Raw genomic sequence first — 16957 nt, 5'->3', positions numbered from 1 at the left:
GAATGCGCGTCTCCGCCCGAATAGCTCAGCCGGTTAGAGCACTTGACTGTTAATCAGGGGGTCGTTGGTTCGAGTCCAACTTCGGGCGCCAGGATTCAAAGAAAAAGCCGCGAGCGATCGCGGCTTTTTCTTTGGGCTTTTCCGGGTGCAGGCGCTGCCGTGTTTTCAACCCAGCTTGAAATCCACCGGGATCAGTCCGTAGGCCTTCACCGGCTGACCGCCATCGGTGGCCGGTTGAAACTTCCAGCGGCGCAGCACCTGGCTGCGGGCGGCGTTGTCGAGACTGCGATGGCCGCTGCTGCGTTCGATGCTTACCTCCAGCGGTACACCGTCCTCGCCGACCAGCACCCGTAGCACCACCGTGCCCTGTGCATTGGCCATCAGGGCATCGCGTGGATAGGCGGGCGCAGGCGCGTTCCGGTAGCGCAGCTGCACGCCTTCCAGTGGCATTCCGGTGCCGGTCACCTCCGTCGCCGGAACGTCGGCGATGGGCGGTGCGATATCTGCCAGTGGTGCGATCACCGCCTCGGTGGCGAATACCGGCATCGGCGAGGTTTCCACGGGTGTGGGTAACGCCGGTTGACGTGGGGGCGCGGGTGACGAGGTGACCTTGACCAGCTTTTCCGGGGGCAGCGGCGGGGGCGGTGGTTGTACCGGTTTGGCTTCGGATATCTGCCAGCGCGGTTCCGGCACCGCAATGGTACGGATGGGCGCCTGTGACAGGGGAATCAGCAGCAACCCCAGGGCCAATCCATGCAATGCGATGGCGGTGCTGTAGGCGAGTATGCGTGACGGTTCGAAATGGACTGACGTGACGCGGTGCTGCGTGCGGACCATGTTCCACCTCCATGCGTGGGCGTGTGACGGATAACAACGCGCGGTGATGCAGGACGGAGCTGCAGGCTCCCTGTCTGCAGCTGCAGTGCGCCCGCAAATGCGCAAACCGGCAAGAGGGGCCGCTGTTTGCGGTTAAGCGCCGGACAGCTTCGTCCTCGCATGCGGACGGGTGCCCGTGGCACATATACGCATGGCGCTTGCCGGCCTCGCACACAACAACGGCGCCCGTAGGCGCCGTTGTTGGTGATGCGCCGGGTGCCGATCAGCGTCCCAGTTCGAACACCACATCCAGATTCACCGAGACCGTGGTTTCACCCGGCGACACGGCGGTATCCATCTCGGCCTTGGCGCTGCGGCCAGCGGCCATGGCCATCATCGGCATGGGCCGGAAGCCGCCCTGGCTGCCCTCGGAGATGCTGACGATGCGGCGCACGCGCAGGCCCAGCGACTTGGCATAGGTCTCGGCGCGGGCCTGTGCCTTTTTCAGGGCGGCCAGGCGGGCTTCGTCATAGACCGGCTCGGGCTGGTCGATTTCGAAGCTGGGGCCGTTGATCTGGTTTGCCCCCTGGGCGGCCAGGCTGTCGAGCACCTTGCCCAGTTTGGTGATGTCACGCACCTTCAGGCTGACCGTGTTGTTGGCCTGGTAACCGGTGATCTTCGGTGCTTCGTTCTCGGTGTAGCGGTACTGCGGGCTGAGGTTGATGCCGCTGGTCTGGATATCGCGCTCGGCGATGCCGGCCGCCTTGATCGCAGCCATCACCTTGTCCATCTGCAGCGCGTTCTCGCGCATGGCGGTGTTGCCGTCGGCGGCCTGGGTGACCACGCCGGCCGACAGCGTGGCCACGTCCGGCACCCGGCGCGCTTCGGCCTGGGCGGAGATGTTCAGCAAGGTGGCATCGCTGGCCACCACGGTGGGCACGGTTTGGGCATGGGCGGACATCGAAGCTCCCAGGGCAAGTGACAGGGACAGCAGCAGTGGCGCGAGGGCGGTGTGGCGCATGGTGATCCTCCTTGGATTGGACCGGAAAGGTGAACGCAGGGCGATGAACGGGTAGTGAGCCGTGTCGGGGTTTGGATGGCTTTCCTTGCTTCGCCGATCATTCAGTCAGGCCGCGCAGGTTATCCTTCTTCGATGCTCTATCTTGCCTCCCGCTCCCCCCGCAGAAACGAACTCCTGTCGCGGCTTGACGTGCCTTTCCGGGCGCTGGATCTGGAGGTGCCGGAAGTCCGCGGCGCGGACGAGACCCCCGAAGCCTACGTGCGGCGGGTGGCGCTGGACAAGGCGCGCGCCGGTCTGGCGCTGGTTGCGCAGGATACGGATGCGGTCGTGCTGGGCTCGGACACCGAGGTGGTACTGGGCGACCGGGTCTACGGCAAGCCGGTGGATGCGGCGGATGCGGCAGCGATGCTGGCGTCCCTGGCCGGGCGCACGCACCGGGTGATGACCGCGGTGGCGCTGGTCGCCCACGGGCGCGAGCGGGTCCAGCTGGTGAGTTCAGAGGTGACGTTCGCGGCCATGAGCGCGGCGCAGATCGCCGGCTACGTGGCCAGTGGCGAGCCGATGGGTAAGGCCGGCGGTTACGCGATCCAGGGCGGCGCCGAGCGCTTCATCAGCCATCTGGCCGGCAGCTATTCCGGCGTGATGGGCTTGCCATTGCAACAGACAGGGGAGCTGCTGCGCGAATTCGGCGCAGGGGCGGACGATTCCATGGACAAGGGGGAATGAAGGACGTGTCCGAAGAGATTCTGGTCAATGTCACCCCGCGCGAAACCCGCGTGGCGGTGATCGAGAACGGCATGCTGCAGGAGCTGCACATCGAGCGCGGCTGGCGCCGTGGTGTGGTCGGCAACATCTACAAGGGCAAGGTGCAGCGGGTGATGCCCGGCATGCAGGCCGCCTTCGTCGAGATTGGCCTGGAGCGCGCGGCCTTCCTGCACGCCAATGACGTGGTGCGACCGGCGCCGGTCACCGCCGATACCGAGGAAACCACCCCCACTCTGCCGCTGCCGTCCTCGGTGCCGATCGTGGAATTGCTGCGTGACGGCCAGGATATCGTGGTGCAGGTGGTCAAGGACCCGATCGGCACCAAAGGCGCGCGCCTGACGACCCAGATCAGCATTCCCTCGCGCTACCTGGTGCTGCTGCCGCAGTCCAAGATGGTGGGCGTGTCCGCCCGCATCGAGGATGACGCCGAGCGCGCACGCCTGAAATCACTGGTCACCGAGATCTCCGCCCAGCACGGCGGCTACGGCTATATCGTGCGTACCAATGCCGAAGGCCAGCCGGCCGAGGCGCTGGCTGAAGATATTTCCTATCTTTCGCGGGTTTGGGCGGTGGTCGAGCGGCGCGGTCGCGAAGTGCCGTCCTGCAGCACCATCTATGAAGACCTGAGCCTGCCACTGCGCTCGGTACGCGACCTGATTCGCAAGGATGTGGACAAGGTCAAGGTCGATTCCAAGGAAACCTTCGCCCAGTTGCAGGCGTTCGTGGCCAAGTACATGCCGGTGCTCGGCGAGAAGCTGGAGCTGTACGCCGGCGATCGCCCGATCTTCGACATGTTCGGGGTCGAGGACGAGATCGGCCGCGCGCTGGACAAGCAGGTGCCGCTCAAATCCGGCGGCTATCTGGTGATCGACCAGACCGAGGCGATGACCACGATCGATGTGAACACCGGTTCCTTCGTCGGCCAGCGCAACCTGGAAGAAACCGTGTTCCGCACCAATCTGGAGGCGGCGCAGGCAGTGGCGCGACAGCTGCGGCTGCGCAACCTGGGCGGCATCATCATCATCGATTTCATCGACATGGATGACGCCGAGCACCGCCGCCAGGTGCTGCGCACGCTGGAAAAGGCGCTGGCCCGTGACCATGCCAAGACCACCGTCTACGACTTCTCGCCGCTGGGTCTGGTGGAAATGACCCGCAAGCGTACGGTGGAAAGCCTGGAGCGCCAGCTGTCGGAGACCTGTCCGCAGTGCAACGGTCGCGGCAGCATCAAGACCACCGAAACGGTGACCTACGAGATCTTCCGCGAGATCACCCGTGCCGTGCGCCTGTTCGAGGCCGCGCGACTGCTGGTGATCGCCTCCAGCAAAGTGGTGGCGCGCATCACCGATGAGGAGTCCGCGGCGGTGGCCGAGCTGGAGGAGTTCCTTGGCAAGAGCATCCGCTTCCAAGCCGATGACCAGTACCTGCAGGAACAGTTCGATGTCGTGTTGCTCTGACATAGTCCTGATCCCCGTCGAGGAGGACGGCGTGGCCTGATGACCACGCTGTTGCGCCACCGTCTGCGTCGGTTGCGACGCCATGTGCTGTACGCGCTGGCGCTGGCGCTGGTGTGCGTGGCGTTGCTGGTGGGCACCTTCAGCCAGTTGCTGCCGCTGGTGCAGTCCCACCCGGACAAGGTCGCCGCATGGTTGAGCGCGCGCGCCGGGCAACCGGTGGCCTTCGAGCATCTGGACACCCGCTGGACCCGTCGCGGCCCGCTGCTGCGGCTTGACGGCCTGCGGATCGGCCAGGGCGAAGGGGTGCGGGTGGGCCAGGCCGAAGTGCTGGTGGCGCTGTATTCGGGGCTGCTGCCGGGTGCGCCGCTGACCGAGCTGCGGTTGCGCGGCCTTGCCTTGACCCTGCAGCGCGCCGAAGACGGCCGCTGGTCCGTGCAGGGGCTGCCCAGTGCACGCAACGGGGGCGACCCGCTGGAAACCCTGCGGCGGCTGGGCGAGTTGCAGGTGATCGGCGGCCGCCTGCGCGTGGATGCGCCATCGCTGGGCGTGGCGACCGAGATTCCGCGTATCGATCTGCGCCTGCGGGTGGACGGCCAGCGGCTGCGTGCCGGCGCCAAGGGCTGGATCGACACCGCGGCGCCGCCGGTGACCGCGGTGCTGGATTTCGACCGGCAGCAGGGCGATGGACAGGCGTGGCTGGCGGCCGCGCCGGCCGATCTGTCGGCCTGGTCATCGCTGCTGCGCTTTGCCGGGGTGAGTGTCCAGCAGGGGACAGGCGCGGCGCGGGGCTGGCTGCAGGTCCGTGACAACAAGGTCGTGTCGGTGACGGTCGATGCCGACCTCAACGGGCTGCTACTGGCCGGAGCGCCGTTCAGCGAAGGCACGAAGGCGCCTTCCACATTTCTGCACCGGGTGCAGGCACGCGCGCGCTGGAGGCAGATCGAGGGCGGCTGGCGGCTGGACGCGCCGCAATTGCGCATCGCCTCGGAAGGGCGCATGCAATCACTCGATGGTCTGCTGTTGGCCGGCGGCAACGATTTCGCCCTGCAGGGCAAGCAGATCGATGTCACGCCATTGCTGCGCGTGGCCGCACTGGGTGAACAGCTCTCTCCGCCCCTGCGTCAGTGGCTGCATCGCGCCCGCCCGGTGTTGCGGTTTTCGGATGTGAGCATCGCCGGCCACCGCGGCGGCGCGCTGCGGGGCCGTGGCGAGCTGGAAGAGGCGGCATTCGATGCCATCGGCGGCAGCCCGGGGCTCAGTGGTCTGCGCGGGCATTTCGAAGGGGATGGCCAGGCGGTGGCGCTGACGCTGCTGCCGGACCGCACGGTCAAGTTCGACTGGCCCACCGGCTTTGGCGTCACGCACGAGCTGAAACTGCGTGGGCAGCTGGTGGGCTGGCGCGAAGGCGATGGCTGGCAGGTGGGCACGCCGGCGTTGCGTGTGCAGGGCACCGATTATGCGGCCGATCTGCGTGGCGGACTGTGGTTCCAGGGTGACCGCACCCGTCCATGGATCAACCTGGCGGCCAAGCTGGACGATGTGCCGATGACCGTGGCCAAGCGCTTCTGGGTGCGCTCGCGTATGAGTGAGACGGCGGTGGCGTGGCTGGACGCGGCGCTGGTCGACGGTCACCTGCGCGACGGCATCGCATTGGCGGTAGGTGACATGGACGACTGGCCGTTCAATGGCCACAACGGTCGCTTCGAGGCGCGTGGCCGGATCGATGAGGGGGCGATCCGCTTCGCTGGCGATTGGCCGCTCATCAATGGCGTGGATGGCGACATCGCCTTTATCGCCAACGGTTTCGCGTTGCAGGGCAAGGGCGAGCTGGCCGGGGTGAAGATCGACAGCTTCCAGGCCGGGATCGCCGATTTCCGCGAGTCGCGCCTGCATGTGGCCGCACGTACCGTCGATGACAGCAGCCACCTGCTGGCGATGCTGCGCAAGAGTCCGCTGCAGGCCAGCTACGGCGAAACCCTGGACAACCTAGCAGTGTCCGGACCGGCGAGTGTGACCTTCGATCTGCTGCAGCCACTGCGCGGCGGCGCGGGCCGGCTTGCCGGCGAGGTGGAACTGCGCGGAGCCAGTCTGGCTGACAAGCGGTGGGATCTGAAGTTCGACAATGTGCGCGGCACGGCCAGTTACGGCGGCAATGGCTTTGACGCGCCGGCGCTGGCGGTGCGCCACAGGGAGCGTGATGGCCTGCTGACGCTGCGCGCCGGCGCGCCGGTGCGCGATCCGGCCCATGCGTTCGAGGCCGAGCTGACGGCGGCGCTGAGCGCCAGCGATCTGCTTGACCGGGCGCCCGAGCTGGATTGGCTCCGGCCCTATATCCAGGGCACCTCGCAGTGGACGATCGGAGTCACCTTGCCGAAGGGTGCGCCCGGCAACCGTTCCGTGCCGCCGACCCGGCTGACGTTGCGTTCGGCGCTGCAGGGCACGCGCCTGCAGTTCCCGGCACCGCTGGACAAACCGGCGGCCGAAGCGCTGGGCACCACGGTGTCGGCGGCGCTGCCGTTGGGCAGCGGCATCACTGAAGTCGCTTTCGGCCAGCGTCTGGCATTGGCCGCGCGCACCCACAATGGCAAGACCGGCGTGCAGGTCACGATGGGCAGCGATCGGGTGGACCGTGAGCCGCCGGCCGAGGGCCTGGTGGTCAGCGGGCGCACACCGGCGTTGGACGCGCTGGAGTGGATCGCCCTTGCGCGCGGCAGCAGCGGCGGCGACGCGGACAGCGCCGGGCTGGCGCTGAACCAGGTGGATGTGCTGGCCGAGCGGCTGTTGTTGATCGGCGGCCATTTCGACCAGACCCGGCTGCGTTTACGGCCCGAGCCGGGCGTCATCGGCGTGCAGCTGGACGGACCGGCACTGGCCGGCACGCTGACGGTGCCCGATGGCCGGGGCGGCACCGTGCGCGGGCAGTTGGCGCGGGTGCATTGGCAGGAAGCCGCGGGTATGGGCGAGGCTGGCGCGGCCGCCGATCCGCTCGATCCGGCCAATATCCCGCCGCTGGCATTGGATATCGAAGACCTGCGCGTCGGCAGGACCGCATTGGGCCGGACGGTGCTGCGGACCCGGCCGTTGGCCGATGGCCTGAAGGTCGAGCAATTGCAGTTCCGCGCCCCCAAACAGGCGATCGATGTGGAAGGCCAGTGGCGCGGCATCGGCGCCCAGGCGCACACGCACGTGGCGGTGCAGGTGGACAGCGAGAATCTCGGCGGGCTGATGGACAACCTGGGCTATGGCGGGCAGCTGCGCGCCGGCCAGGGCCAGGTGCGGTTCGATGCCCGCTGGCCGGGGGCGCCACGGGCGTTCCAGCTGGCCGCGCTGGAGGGCTCGCTGAGTCTGGACGCCCGCAACGGCCAGTTGCTGGAAGTTGAACCGGGCGCCGGGCGGGTGCTGGGCCTGCTCAGCGTGGCCCAGCTGCCCCGCCGGTTGATGTTCGATTTCCGCGATTTCTATTCCAAGGGTCTGGCGTTCAACCGCGTCGAGGGCCAGGTGCGCTTCGGCGACGGTGTGGCGCGTACCGACAAGATCGTCATGGAAGGACCGGCGGCGGACATCACCATCCGGGGCCAGACCGACCTGCGCAGCCAGCAGTTCGACCAGACCATCGATGTGAATCCGCGTTCGGGCAACCTGCTGACCGTGGTCGGCGCGGTGGCGGCCGGGCCGATTGGCGCGGCGGTCGGTGCTGCGGCCAACGCGGTGCTCGGCAAGCCGCTGGGAACCATCGGTGCCAAGACCTACAAAGTCACCGGGCCATGGAAAGATCCCACCGTGGATGTGGTCGAGCGCGAGGCGCCGCGTGTACCGCCGCCGCTGGTCAGCCCCGACAACCGCGGCTCTCCGTGATCCCCGCATCGGCTTGCGAACCGCGCCCAAGCCCCCATCTGGAATGACATGACTGATAACGTAATGACGCTTGCCGAGTCCCGCCTGCTGCTGCCGGCCGGGCTGGACGCCAACCGCCTCGAGCGCACCTTCGGCACCCTGCTGGGGCCGGGCATCGATTTTGGTGACCTGTATTTCCAGCACTCGCGGCGTGAAAGCTGGAGCGTGGAAGACGGCATCGTCAAGGACGGCGCCCACTCCATCGAGCAGGGCGTGGGTGTGCGGGCCATTTCCGGCGAGAAGACCGGTTTCGCTTATTCCGACGATATCCAGCCGGCCGCCTTGCTGGCGGCGGCGCAGTCGGCCCGGGCGATCTCCCGCGAGGGCGGCGCGCAGAACGTGCGCCCGCTGGTAAGCGGCGGCGGTCGTGTGTTGTATCCGGCGCTAGACCCGGTGGACAGCATCGGCAACGAAGCCAAGGTCGAGGTGCTCAAGCGCCTGGACCAGTACCTGCGTGCGGCCGATCCGCGCGTGCAGCAGGTGATGGTGAGCCTGTCCGGCGGCGTGGACACGGTGCTGATCGCGCGCAGCGACGGCGTACTGGCGGCCGATGTGCGGCCGCTGGTGCGTCTGAATGTGCAGGTCATCGTCGAGCAGGGGGGCCGCCGCGAATCCGGTTATGCCGGCGGTGGTGGCCGATACAGCTATGAAGAACTGTTTGCCGGTGAGCGCCCGGAAAGCTTCGCCCGCGAGGCGCTGCGCCAGGCACTGGTGAACCTGGAGGCGATTCCGGCCCCGGCCGGGGTGATGCCCGTGGTGCTGGGCCCGGGCTGGCCGGGTGTGCTGTTGCACGAGGCGGTCGGCCACGGCCTGGAGGGCGACTTCAACCGCAAGGGCACCAGCGTCTATGCCGGCCGTATTGGCGAGCGGGTGGCTTCACCGGGGGTGACCATCGTCGATGATGGCACCCTGGACGGGCGTCGTGGTTCGTTGAACATCGACGACGAAGGCACGCCCACCCGGTGCACCACGCTGATCGAGGACGGCATCCTGGTCGGCTACATGCAGGACACGCTCAATGCGCGGCTGATGGGCGTGGCGCCGACCGGCAATGGCCGCCGCGAATCGTTCGCGCACATGACCATGCCGCGCATGACCAACACTTATATGCGCGCCGGCACCCACGACCCGCAGGAAATGATCCGCTCGGTGAAAAAGGGCCTGTACGCGGTCAACTTCGGCGGCGGCCAGGTCGACATCACCAGCGGCAAGTACGTGTTCTCGGCGACCGAGGCCTACCTGATCGAAGACGGCAGGATCACCGCGCCGGTCAAGGGCGCCACGCTGATCGGCAACGGCCCGGAAACCATGCAGAAGGTGCGCATGATCGGCAACGACCTGGCGCTGGATGAAGGCGTCGGCATCTGCGGCAAGGACGGCCAGAGCGTGCCGGTGGGTGTGGGCCAGCCGTCGCTGCTGATCGAGGGCATCACCGTGGGCGGTACCCAGGCCTGAGCGGGACGCCGATGATGCCTGCGACGCTGAGCGCAGCGGCTGCCGGTGGATGCCGGCAGCCTGCGGCGGGCTCAGTCCTGCGCGTCGTCCTCGAGCTCGCCGTCATCGTCGCTGTGGGCCGCAGTCGCGCCGCCAATCACTGCCGGCAGCATCAGCCCGCGCAACACCTGGAAGATCTCGCGGAACGCGCGCGGCGGCTTGTTCTTGGCTTTTTCCGCCTGCGCATTGCGCAGCAGCGTGCGCAGTTGCTGGCGGTCGGCCTGCGGGTATTCGTCCAGCAGCTGGCCCAGCGCGCTGTCGCCCTCGGCCAGCAGGCGCTCACGCCAGCGCTCGATGCGATGCATCATCGCCACTTCCCGGCGCGAGGTCTCGCTGTTGGCGCTGAGCGCGTCACGGATGGCCTGCAGCGTGGCTTCATCCTCGCGGCGCATGTGCTTGGCCAGGAACGCCAGCTGGCGCTTGCGCGCGCCATGGGCGGTGATGCGCTTGCTGTATTCGATATGCGGCAGCAGGTCTTCGGGGATCGGCAGCCGCGCCAGCTGTGCCGGCGTCAGGTCCACCAGGGTTTCGCCCAGGGCAAGTATCTCCAGGGCCTCACGGCGGTTCTGGCTGCGGCTTTCGCCCAGGAATTCACCGGTTTCTTCGTCGCGTCCGCGCATCGTCTTCCACATCCTTACATTCGCCCCGCCTCGCGCAGGGCCATAACTATCGACAGGATAAAGCATTGAACGCCATTACCACCGATGCCGCCGGCATCGACGACAGCCTGCCCCGCCTGGAACAGCTGGCCGCTATCTCCCAGCGCCTGCTGGAAAAGGCCCGCGCCATGGGCGCCAGCCAGGCCGAGGTCAGCTGCAGTGAGGAACGCGGGCTGGATGTGAATGTGCGCCTGGGCGAGGTGGAGACCGTCGAGTCCACCCATGACCGCGGCATTGCGGTGACGGTGTACTTCGGCCAGCGCAAGGGCAGCGCCAGCACCGCCGACCTGCAGGAGTCCAGTCTGGAGGCCACCGTGGCGCAGGCCTGCGCGATCGCCCGCCATACCGAGGACGACCCGGCCGCCGGCCTGGCCGATGCCGGGCTGATGGCGACCGCGTTCCCGGACCTGGACGGCTGGCACCCGTGGGCACTCAGCGCCGAGCAGGCGGTGGATCTGGCGCTGGCCTGCGAGGCGGCCGGGCGCCAGGCCGATGGCCGGATCAGCAATTCCGACGGCGCTTCGGCGGCGACCGCGCAGAGCCTGTCGGTGTACGCCAACTCGCACGGTTTCATCGGCCGCGAGCGCAGCAGCCACCATTCCATCGGCTGCGCGCTGATTGCCGGGCAGGGCGATGGCATGCAGCGTGACGGCTGGTACACCAGTGCTATCGCCCGGGAAGACCTGGAAGATCCCGCGGCTGTGGGCCGGCGGGCCGCCGAGCGCACCGTCGCCCGGCTGCAGCCGCGTTCGCTGCCGACCGGCGAGGTGCCGGTGCTGTTCAGTGCGGAAATGGCGCGCTCGCTGATCGGCCACCTGCTCAGTGCGGTTTCCGGTGGCGCGCTGTATCGCCGTGCCAGCTTCCTGCTCGACAGCGCCGGCACCTCGCTGTTCCCGGACTGGTTCGCCATCGACGAGCGGCCGCTGCTGCGTCGCGGCCTGCGCTCGTGTGCCTTCGACGGCGAAGGCGTGGCCACCCGCGATTCGGCGCTGGTCAGCGGCGGCATATTGCAGCGCTACATCCTGAGCAGCTACTCGGCGCGCAAGCTGGGGCTGACCACCACCGCCAACGCCGGCGGCGTGCACAATCTCAAGGTCGCCGCCAACGCCGGTGACCGGGCTTCCCTGCTGGCGGGGATGGGCACCGGCCTGCTGGTGACCGAGCTGATGGGGCAGGGCGTCAATGGCGTGACCGGCGACTACTCGCGCGGCGCGGGCGGTTTCTGGGTGGAGAACGGCCAGATCGCCTATCCGGTGGACGGCATCACCATCGCCGGCAACCTCAAGCAGATGTTTGCCAGCATCGAGGCGGTGGGCAGCGACGTCGACCCGCGCTCGCATGTCTCCACCGGCTCGATCCTGGTGGGGAAAATGACGGTTGCCGGTAACGATTGACGTATCCTGTCGGTGAGCGGCGTGGACCGACTCCGGTCTGCCGCCGGACACAACAATCCAACAAAGGAATAAGGGGAACGCAATGAGCGACTTCGACAACATCACCACTCCGCCGCCGCCGCCGTCGAGCCCTGCGCAGGGCGATGACAACACGCTTGCCATGCTGGTGCATCTGTCGGGCATCGTGCTGTGGTTCATCGTGCCGCTGATCGTGTGGCTGGTGAACAAGGACAAGCCGGAGAAGGCGTTCCTCACCGACCAGTCCAAGGAAGCCCTCAACTTCCAGATCACGCTGACCGGGGTGTACATCATCGGCACGATCCTGACGGTCATCCTGATCGGCATGCTGATCAACTTCGCCGCGTGGGTCGCCTGCATCGTGCTGAGCATCCTGGCCGGTCTGGCCGCCAACCGGGGCGAAGCCTACCGCTACCCGTTCGCCATCCGCCTGATCAAGTAACCGGCGCAAGGTGAAACGAAAAGGCCCGGAAATTCCGGGCCTTTTTTGTGGGGCGATCTGTGGGTTCAGTGGGTGCGCTGCACCGTCAGCCGTGCCAATGCGGCCAGCGCGCTGGCGCCTTCGCCGTAGCCCTGCAGGCATTCGTCCATCTGCAAAGAAAGCGTCTGCAGGCGGGCCTTGGCGCCGTCCATGCCCAGCAGCGCCGGGAAGGTGGACTTGTCTTGGGCCTGGTCCTTGCCGGCGGTCTTGCCCAGCTGCTCGGAACTGGCTTCCACATCGAGGATGTCATCGCGCACCTGGAACGCCAGTCCCAGGGCGTTGGCAAACGTGTCGAGCGTGGCCAGGTCGGTTTGGCCGGCACCGCCGCACAACGCGCCCATGCGCACGGCCGCGCGGATCAGCGCGCCGGTTTTCAGTGCATGCATGCGCTCCAGCTCGGCCACCGTTTGCAACTGGCCGGTGGCGTCGATATCCAGCGCCTGGCCGCCACACATGCCGGCCGCACCGGAGGCGGTGGCCAGCGTGCGCAGGCAATCCACCGCCAGCGCCGGGGCCAGCGGCGCCCGGGCCAGCAGTTCGAAGGCGCGGGTCTGCAAGGCGTCGCCGGCCAGGATGGCAGTGGCCTCGTCGAAGGCGATATGGGTGGTCGGGCGGCCGCGGCGCAGCTCGTCATCGTCCATCGCCGGCAGATCGTCATGCACCAGTGAATAGGCGTGGATCAGCTCCACCGCTGCGGCCGGCGCATCCAGCAGGGCTTCGTCGGCATCGAACAGCTGCCCGGCGGCGTAGACCAGCAGCGGCCGCATGCGCTTGCCGCCGCCCAGTGCCGCATAGCGCATGGCGCGATGCAGCCCGTACGGGGTGGTGTCCGGATCGGGGAGCGCGGTGTCGAGTTGCTGTTCGGTACGGGCCAGCCAGCGGGTGAACAGGGCCTCAGTCGTCATTGCCGGCGGTATCGAAAGGTTCGGACTTTTCCGGCTGGGCCGGATCGCTCAGCAGGCGCACGCGCAGTTCGGCCTGTTCCAGCGCCTGCTGGCACTGGCGGTAGAGGCCGACGCCGCGCTCGTAGGCACCGAGCGACTGTTCCAGGCTCAGGTCGCCGGCTTCCATTTTTTCGACCAGCTGCTCCAGTTCTTCCAGCGACTGCTCGAAGTGGGCGACCGGGGAGATTTCGTTGGGGGACTTCTTGGGCATGGCCAAAGTGTGAGCGGCACGGCCGGTGGGGTCAATTCGATCCGCCGGCCGGTTGCCAGCGCAAGGTGGCCTGGTTCACCTCCAGCCAGTGCTGCAGGGTGTCGGAGATCAGGCAGTCACCGGCGGCGAGCACTTCATCGCCGGTGCACAGCAGCGGCAGGTACGGGCGTTGCCACGGAGGCAGTGTCGACTCCTGCAGCAACTGTTTGAGTGCATGGGAATGTGTGCGGCCGGGCAGCCGGATGCGTTCGCCGCCCTGGCGCGTCCGTACCGTCAGCGGTGTGGCGAAACCCTGCGTGCCATGCAGGTGCAAGGTTCCACCATCAGGCAGGGACAACGGCGCGGCCCCATCCCACTGCCGCTGCCAGCCGGCCGGCCATGGCGTAGCGGGGCGGCGGAGATGCAGCTGCTCACGCCAGCGGATGATCTGCACGTTCTGCCAGGCGAAGCTGGCCTGTGCGTCCGCCCGCGCCGACAGCAGCTGCTGTTCGATCGCCCGCACCCCGTTGCCGGGCAGCGGCGGGAGGTTCTGTTGGACCACCCAGGCGCGCAGCACCCGCGCACGTTGCGCTGCCGAAAGGTCCCGCAGCCGGGCCAGCGACAGGCTGCCGTCTTCCCTCTGGCAGGTCTGCAGTTCGTGCCGGTCCTGTGCGGCCAGCAGGCCTTCGGCCTCGGCGGCGAGGGCGGCGCTGCGGGCCAGTGCTGCGGCGGCGTGGGGCCAGCGTTGCGCCAGCAGCGGCAGCACCTGCAGCCGCAGGAAATTGCGGTCGAAGCGGTCGCTGGCGTTGCTCGGGTCTTCGATCCAGCGCAGGCCATGCTGCCGGGCATGTCTTTCCAGCGCGCTGCGCGGTGCATGCAGCAACGGCCGCCACAGTTGTCCTTTGCCGAAACCGCGGCGCTCACGCATTGCCGCCAGTCCGTCCACGCTGGAGCCGCGCAGCGCGCGCAGCAGGAAGGTTTCGGCCTGGTCGTCCTGGTGATGTCCCAGCGCCAGCCATTCGCCCGGCGCCATCAGCCGTTCGAACGCGGCATGGCGTGCCTTGCGTGCGGCCGCTTCCAGTCCTTCACCCCCGTCACGGGGAACCTCGAGGTGGACGACCTGCAGCGGGATGTTCCATTGCGCGCAGATCCGCCGGCAGTGCGCGTCCCAGTCGTCAGCCGTGGCCTGCAGCCCATGGTGCACATGCACCGCGCGCAGGCTGCCGGGCGCACGGCCGGGGGCGTGGGCGAGCAGGTGCAGCAATACGGTGGAGTCCAGCCCGCCGCTGAAACCGACCAGCACAGGAACATCGGCGGCGGCATCGAGCAGGGAGGAGGAGAGCGGATTCATGACGGTGCCGAGTATCGGCGCGAGGTGCGGCGATCGCAATTCGTATGACGGCGCCGTGCGCGCGGACTAGCGCATGCTCGTCAGGCGCTTGCCCTGCCGGTCGATACGGAAACGCTGCCCATCAACCAGGGCGTGGTGGCCATTGGCATCCGGCTCATTGTCGCGGCAGCCGTTGCAGACTTCGGCAACACCGCTGTTGAACGGAAAACCCCGGTCGGAATGTGCAGCCAACGCCGGTTGCAATCGCTCGTTGTAGTAGCCCAGCTTGCCGCCGACCACCGCGCGGACAAGGTCTTCCTTGACGTAGTCCGGGCCGTTGTCGCCGGTGATGACCGGCAGAAAACGGCCGTCGCGGCGCACGTAGTGGTGCTGCCGGCCGGCCACCAGGACGGCCAAGCCGTTGTCGTCGTAATCCAGCCGGGCCAGTGCCGCAGGCGATATTTCCCGTTGTCCGGGTGCGATCTGTCGCCAGCCGTTCAGCGGGGCAGACCGTGCTGGTCGTGCTGGTCGAGCGGGTGGCAGCTGCCGTTGGCGGCCAGCCCGATTGGGCAAAACAGCACCGCCAGCAGCGCGCTGGCGGTGAGGGCGCGGCGGTGGGAAAAACACCGCCGCGCGGGAGTCACTTGGCGGAGGCCTGGCGCTCGAACTTCTTCGGCTGCGGCAGCTGCACCGGCACCCCCTGCGCATCGCAGGTGCCGGCCGCGCACAGGCGTTCACGCAGACGCGGGGTGGCCTGCACGATCAGGTGGTAGAGGGTGTTCTGCTCCAGCGTGCCGCGCACCGCCTTGCTGCCGGGGCCGCGCGCCCAGATGCCGACATCCTCGCCGCCGTGCGACTCGCTCTTGGACGGCACCAGCGCCTCCTGCATGTAGTCCACGTGCTCGGTATCGACGTGGGTCAGGTCCGGGCGGCCAAGGGCGGCTTCGAAGCTGCTGGGCGAGTGCGGGAACTTCTTCGGCCCGGCCGGCTGCTGGTTGCTGGCGCCGGTATAGCCCGGGCCGTTGGCGTAGGTGAGCGTGGTGTAGGGCAGGCCCAGGCCGTCACGGGCCAGGTCCAGCCCGCCGGTGCCGTCCTCGCCGCCCTTGTCCTTGACCTTGCCCAGGATCGCGTTGCCGCGCGCCGGGTAGCCGACGAAGTTCAGCGTGTGCGAGTGGTCGGCGGTGACGATGATCAGGGTATCCTCGGCCGAGGTGGCGGCCACCGCGGCCTTGACCGCATCGGACAGGGCGATGGTGTCGCCCAGTGCGCGTGCGGCATTGCCGCTGTGGTTGGCGTGGTCGATACGTGCGCCCTCCACCATCAGCACGAAGCCTTCCTGGTGCTGGGAAAGATTGGCGATGGCGGCGCGGGTCAACTCGGCCAGCGACGGCTCGCCGCCACGGTCCTTGGCGCGGTCGTCCTCGTACTGCATGTGGTCCGGTTCAAACAGGCCCAGCAGCGCCGGCGCACGGGCCGCAGCCTTGAGCTTGTCGGCGTTCCAGACATAGGCGCCCTGCGGGTGCGCAGCCTGCCATTCGGCCACCAGGTTGCGGCCGTCCAGGCGCAGGCCGACCTTGTCGGCATACTCCGGATCCTGTTCGTTGACGGTGGTGAACTGGCCACGGCCGCCGCCCAATGCCACCAGCGGACCGCGTCCATAGCGGGCGGTGGCGATCAGCTGCTGGGCGATATCCGTGCAGCCGGCAGCCTTGGCGGCTTCGGGCAGGTGGGTGTCGTTCTCCCAGTTGCGGTCGGGCGAATGGGCGTAGGTGGCCGCCGGGGTGGCATGGGTCAGGCGGGCGGTGGAGACAATGCCGGTGGCCATGCCGGCGCTGTCGGCCAGCTGCAGCCAGGTCAGCAGTTCCTTGTCCAGGCTGTCGGCACAGTCGTTGCGGCTGCCGGCGCTGACGCCGATCGCGCCCATGTGGCTCTTCACGCCGGTGGTGATGGCGGTCATGGTGCCGGCCGAATCGGGGGTCTGCGAATCGGTGTTGTAGGTCTTGCTGAACGCCGTGGCCGGGAACTGCTCCCAGGACAGCAGGTTCTCTTCACCCGGATTGCCGTTGCGCTGGCCTTCCAGGATGCGTGCGGCGGCGACGGTGGTCAGGCTCATGCCATCGCCCAGGAACAGGATCACATTCTTGGCCTTGCCAGCCATCGCGCCGTTGGCGGCGGCCCGGGCGGCGCCGCTGCGGTACCACCACTGCGGGGTCTCGCCGGTCGGATGGGCAATGGCGGGGACGTCCACCGACACCGCGGCCGGGCTGGCCGGAGTGGAAGGCGACAGGCTGGTGCAGGCGCCCAGCAGCAGGGTCGAGACGGCGCAAAACAGAGGCGTGACACGTGACATGGCGATGATCGGGACTCACATGAACAAGCGCCCATTATGACGGCTGTGAAAAGTCGCGCCGATGACACGCAGCTTTTCCGTCAGGGCATCGTTCCTGGCGGCCGCCTGCGTTATGGTGCCACTCCCTGAAACAGCACCCGGATC

14 protein-coding genes and 1 tRNA gene are annotated in these 16957 nt (G+C 67.9%); 7 read left to right on the top strand and 8 right to left on the bottom strand.

Annotated features, from left to right (window positions below):
* Positions 1–14: 14 nt before the first annotated feature.
* A tRNA-Asn gene (locus ARC78_RS00535) sits at positions 15–91 on the top strand.
* Positions 92–165: 74 nt separating this feature from the next.
* On the opposite strand, the gene ARC78_RS00530 is transcribed toward ARC78_RS00535, so the two are convergent.
* A complete protein-coding gene (locus tag ARC78_RS00530) occupies positions 166–837 on the bottom strand; it encodes an energy transducer TonB (protein WP_054659468.1) in 672 nt (223 codons plus the stop codon).
* Positions 838–1099: 262 nt separating this feature from the next.
* Complete coding sequence (locus ARC78_RS00525; protein WP_054659470.1) at positions 1100–1837, bottom strand: SIMPL domain-containing protein; 738 nt, start codon at positions 1835–1837, stop codon at positions 1100–1102.
* A gap of 132 nt (positions 1838–1969) precedes the next feature.
* Between ARC78_RS00525 and ARC78_RS00520 the strand changes: the two genes are divergently transcribed.
* From ARC78_RS00520 to tldD, 4 genes are read left to right on the top strand one after another with little or no spacing between them, the layout of a single operon-like run.
* Positions 1970–2563 (top strand): Maf-like protein, encoded by a 594-nt coding sequence (locus ARC78_RS00520; protein WP_057505494.1) that lies wholly within the window; start codon positions 1970–1972, stop codon positions 2561–2563.
* 5 nt (positions 2564–2568) lie between these two features.
* Complete coding sequence (rng, locus tag ARC78_RS00515) at positions 2569–4059, top strand: ribonuclease G (protein WP_054659472.1); 1491 nt, start codon at positions 2569–2571, stop codon at positions 4057–4059.
* 39 nt (positions 4060–4098) lie between these two features.
* Complete coding sequence (locus ARC78_RS00510; protein ID WP_057505493.1) at positions 4099–7914, top strand: YhdP family protein; 3816 nt, start codon at positions 4099–4101, stop codon at positions 7912–7914.
* 48 nt (positions 7915–7962) lie between these two features.
* Positions 7963–9408, top strand: a complete 1446-nt coding sequence (tldD, locus tag ARC78_RS00505) for a metalloprotease TldD (RefSeq protein ID WP_057505492.1) — start codon at positions 7963–7965, stop codon at positions 9406–9408.
* A 71-nt stretch (positions 9409–9479) separates the two neighbouring features.
* Here tldD and yjgA read toward each other — a convergent pair whose 3' ends face one another.
* Positions 9480–10067, bottom strand: a complete 588-nt coding sequence (gene yjgA / locus ARC78_RS00500; RefSeq protein WP_054660944.1) for a ribosome biogenesis factor YjgA — start codon at positions 10065–10067, stop codon at positions 9480–9482.
* Positions 10068–10132: 65 nt separating this feature from the next.
* Between yjgA and pmbA the strand changes: the two genes are divergently transcribed.
* Together pmbA and ARC78_RS00490 are read left to right on the top strand one after the other, a co-directional pair.
* Positions 10133–11500 (top strand): metalloprotease PmbA, encoded by a 1368-nt coding sequence (gene pmbA / locus ARC78_RS00495; protein WP_057505491.1) that lies wholly within the window; start codon positions 10133–10135, stop codon positions 11498–11500.
* A gap of 82 nt (positions 11501–11582) precedes the next feature.
* Complete coding sequence (locus tag ARC78_RS00490) at positions 11583–11960, top strand: DUF4870 domain-containing protein (protein ID WP_054660612.1); 378 nt, start codon at positions 11583–11585, stop codon at positions 11958–11960.
* Between the two features lie 65 nt (positions 11961–12025).
* Here ARC78_RS00490 and ARC78_RS00485 read toward each other — a convergent pair whose 3' ends face one another.
* The 5 genes from ARC78_RS00485 to ARC78_RS00465 form a co-directional block, all read right to left on the bottom strand.
* Positions 12026–12904, bottom strand: a complete 879-nt coding sequence (locus ARC78_RS00485) for a polyprenyl synthetase family protein (protein WP_057505490.1) — start codon at positions 12902–12904, stop codon at positions 12026–12028.
* Complete coding sequence (locus ARC78_RS00480; RefSeq protein WP_054660940.1) at positions 12894–13154, bottom strand: exodeoxyribonuclease VII small subunit; 261 nt, start codon at positions 13152–13154, stop codon at positions 12894–12896. The genes ARC78_RS00485 and ARC78_RS00480 overlap by 11 nt, the downstream gene beginning before the upstream one ends.
* A 31-nt stretch (positions 13155–13185) precedes the next feature.
* Positions 13186–14484, bottom strand: coding sequence for a tRNA lysidine(34) synthetase TilS (tilS, locus tag ARC78_RS00475; RefSeq protein WP_057505489.1), 1299 nt, complete (start codon positions 14482–14484; stop codon positions 13186–13188).
* A 66-nt stretch (positions 14485–14550) separates the two neighbouring features.
* Positions 14551–14880 (bottom strand): hypothetical protein, encoded by a 330-nt coding sequence (locus tag ARC78_RS00470; RefSeq protein WP_054659705.1) that lies wholly within the window; start codon positions 14878–14880, stop codon positions 14551–14553.
* A gap of 223 nt (positions 14881–15103) precedes the next feature.
* On the bottom strand, positions 15104–16813 hold the full coding sequence (locus ARC78_RS00465) for an alkaline phosphatase (protein WP_057505488.1): 1710 nt from the start codon (positions 16811–16813) through the stop codon (positions 15104–15106).
* Between the last annotated feature and the right edge of the window lie 144 nt (positions 16814–16957).

The organism is Stenotrophomonas pictorum JCM 9942 (genome assembly GCF_001431585.1).
Lineage (GTDB): Bacteria > Pseudomonadota > Gammaproteobacteria > Xanthomonadales > Xanthomonadaceae > Stenotrophomonas > Stenotrophomonas pictorum.
This window is presented reverse-complemented; position numbering and strand designations above follow the sequence as displayed.

Excerpts from the sequence above, each read along its gene's own strand:
- ARC78_RS00480 (WP_054660940.1), bottom strand. The coding sequence starts at position 13,154 with ATGCCCAAGAAGTCCCCCAACGAAATCTCCCCGGTCGCCCACTTCGAG.
- tilS (WP_057505489.1), bottom strand. The coding sequence starts at position 14,484 with ATGAATCCGCTCTCCTCCTCCCTGCTCGATGCCGCCGCCGATGTTCCT.
- ARC78_RS00530 (WP_054659468.1), bottom strand. The coding sequence starts at position 837 with ATGGTCCGCACGCAGCACCGCGTCACGTCAGTCCATTTCGAACCGTCA.
- ARC78_RS00510 (WP_057505493.1), top strand. The coding sequence starts at position 4,099 with ATGACCACGCTGTTGCGCCACCGTCTGCGTCGGTTGCGACGCCATGTG.
- yjgA (WP_054660944.1), bottom strand. The coding sequence starts at position 10,067 with ATGCGCGGACGCGACGAAGAAACCGGTGAATTCCTGGGCGAAAGCCGC.
- ARC78_RS00485 (WP_057505490.1), bottom strand. The coding sequence starts at position 12,904 with ATGACGACTGAGGCCCTGTTCACCCGCTGGCTGGCCCGTACCGAACAG.
- ARC78_RS00525 (WP_054659470.1), bottom strand. The coding sequence starts at position 1,837 with ATGCGCCACACCGCCCTCGCGCCACTGCTGCTGTCCCTGTCACTTGCC.
- ARC78_RS00490 (WP_054660612.1), top strand. The coding sequence starts at position 11,583 with ATGAGCGACTTCGACAACATCACCACTCCGCCGCCGCCGCCGTCGAGC.
- ARC78_RS00520 (WP_057505494.1), top strand. The coding sequence starts at position 1,970 with ATGCTCTATCTTGCCTCCCGCTCCCCCCGCAGAAACGAACTCCTGTCG.
- ARC78_RS00465 (WP_057505488.1), bottom strand. The coding sequence starts at position 16,813 with ATGTCACGTGTCACGCCTCTGTTTTGCGCCGTCTCGACCCTGCTGCTG.
- tldD (WP_057505492.1), top strand. The coding sequence starts at position 7,963 with ATGACTGATAACGTAATGACGCTTGCCGAGTCCCGCCTGCTGCTGCCG.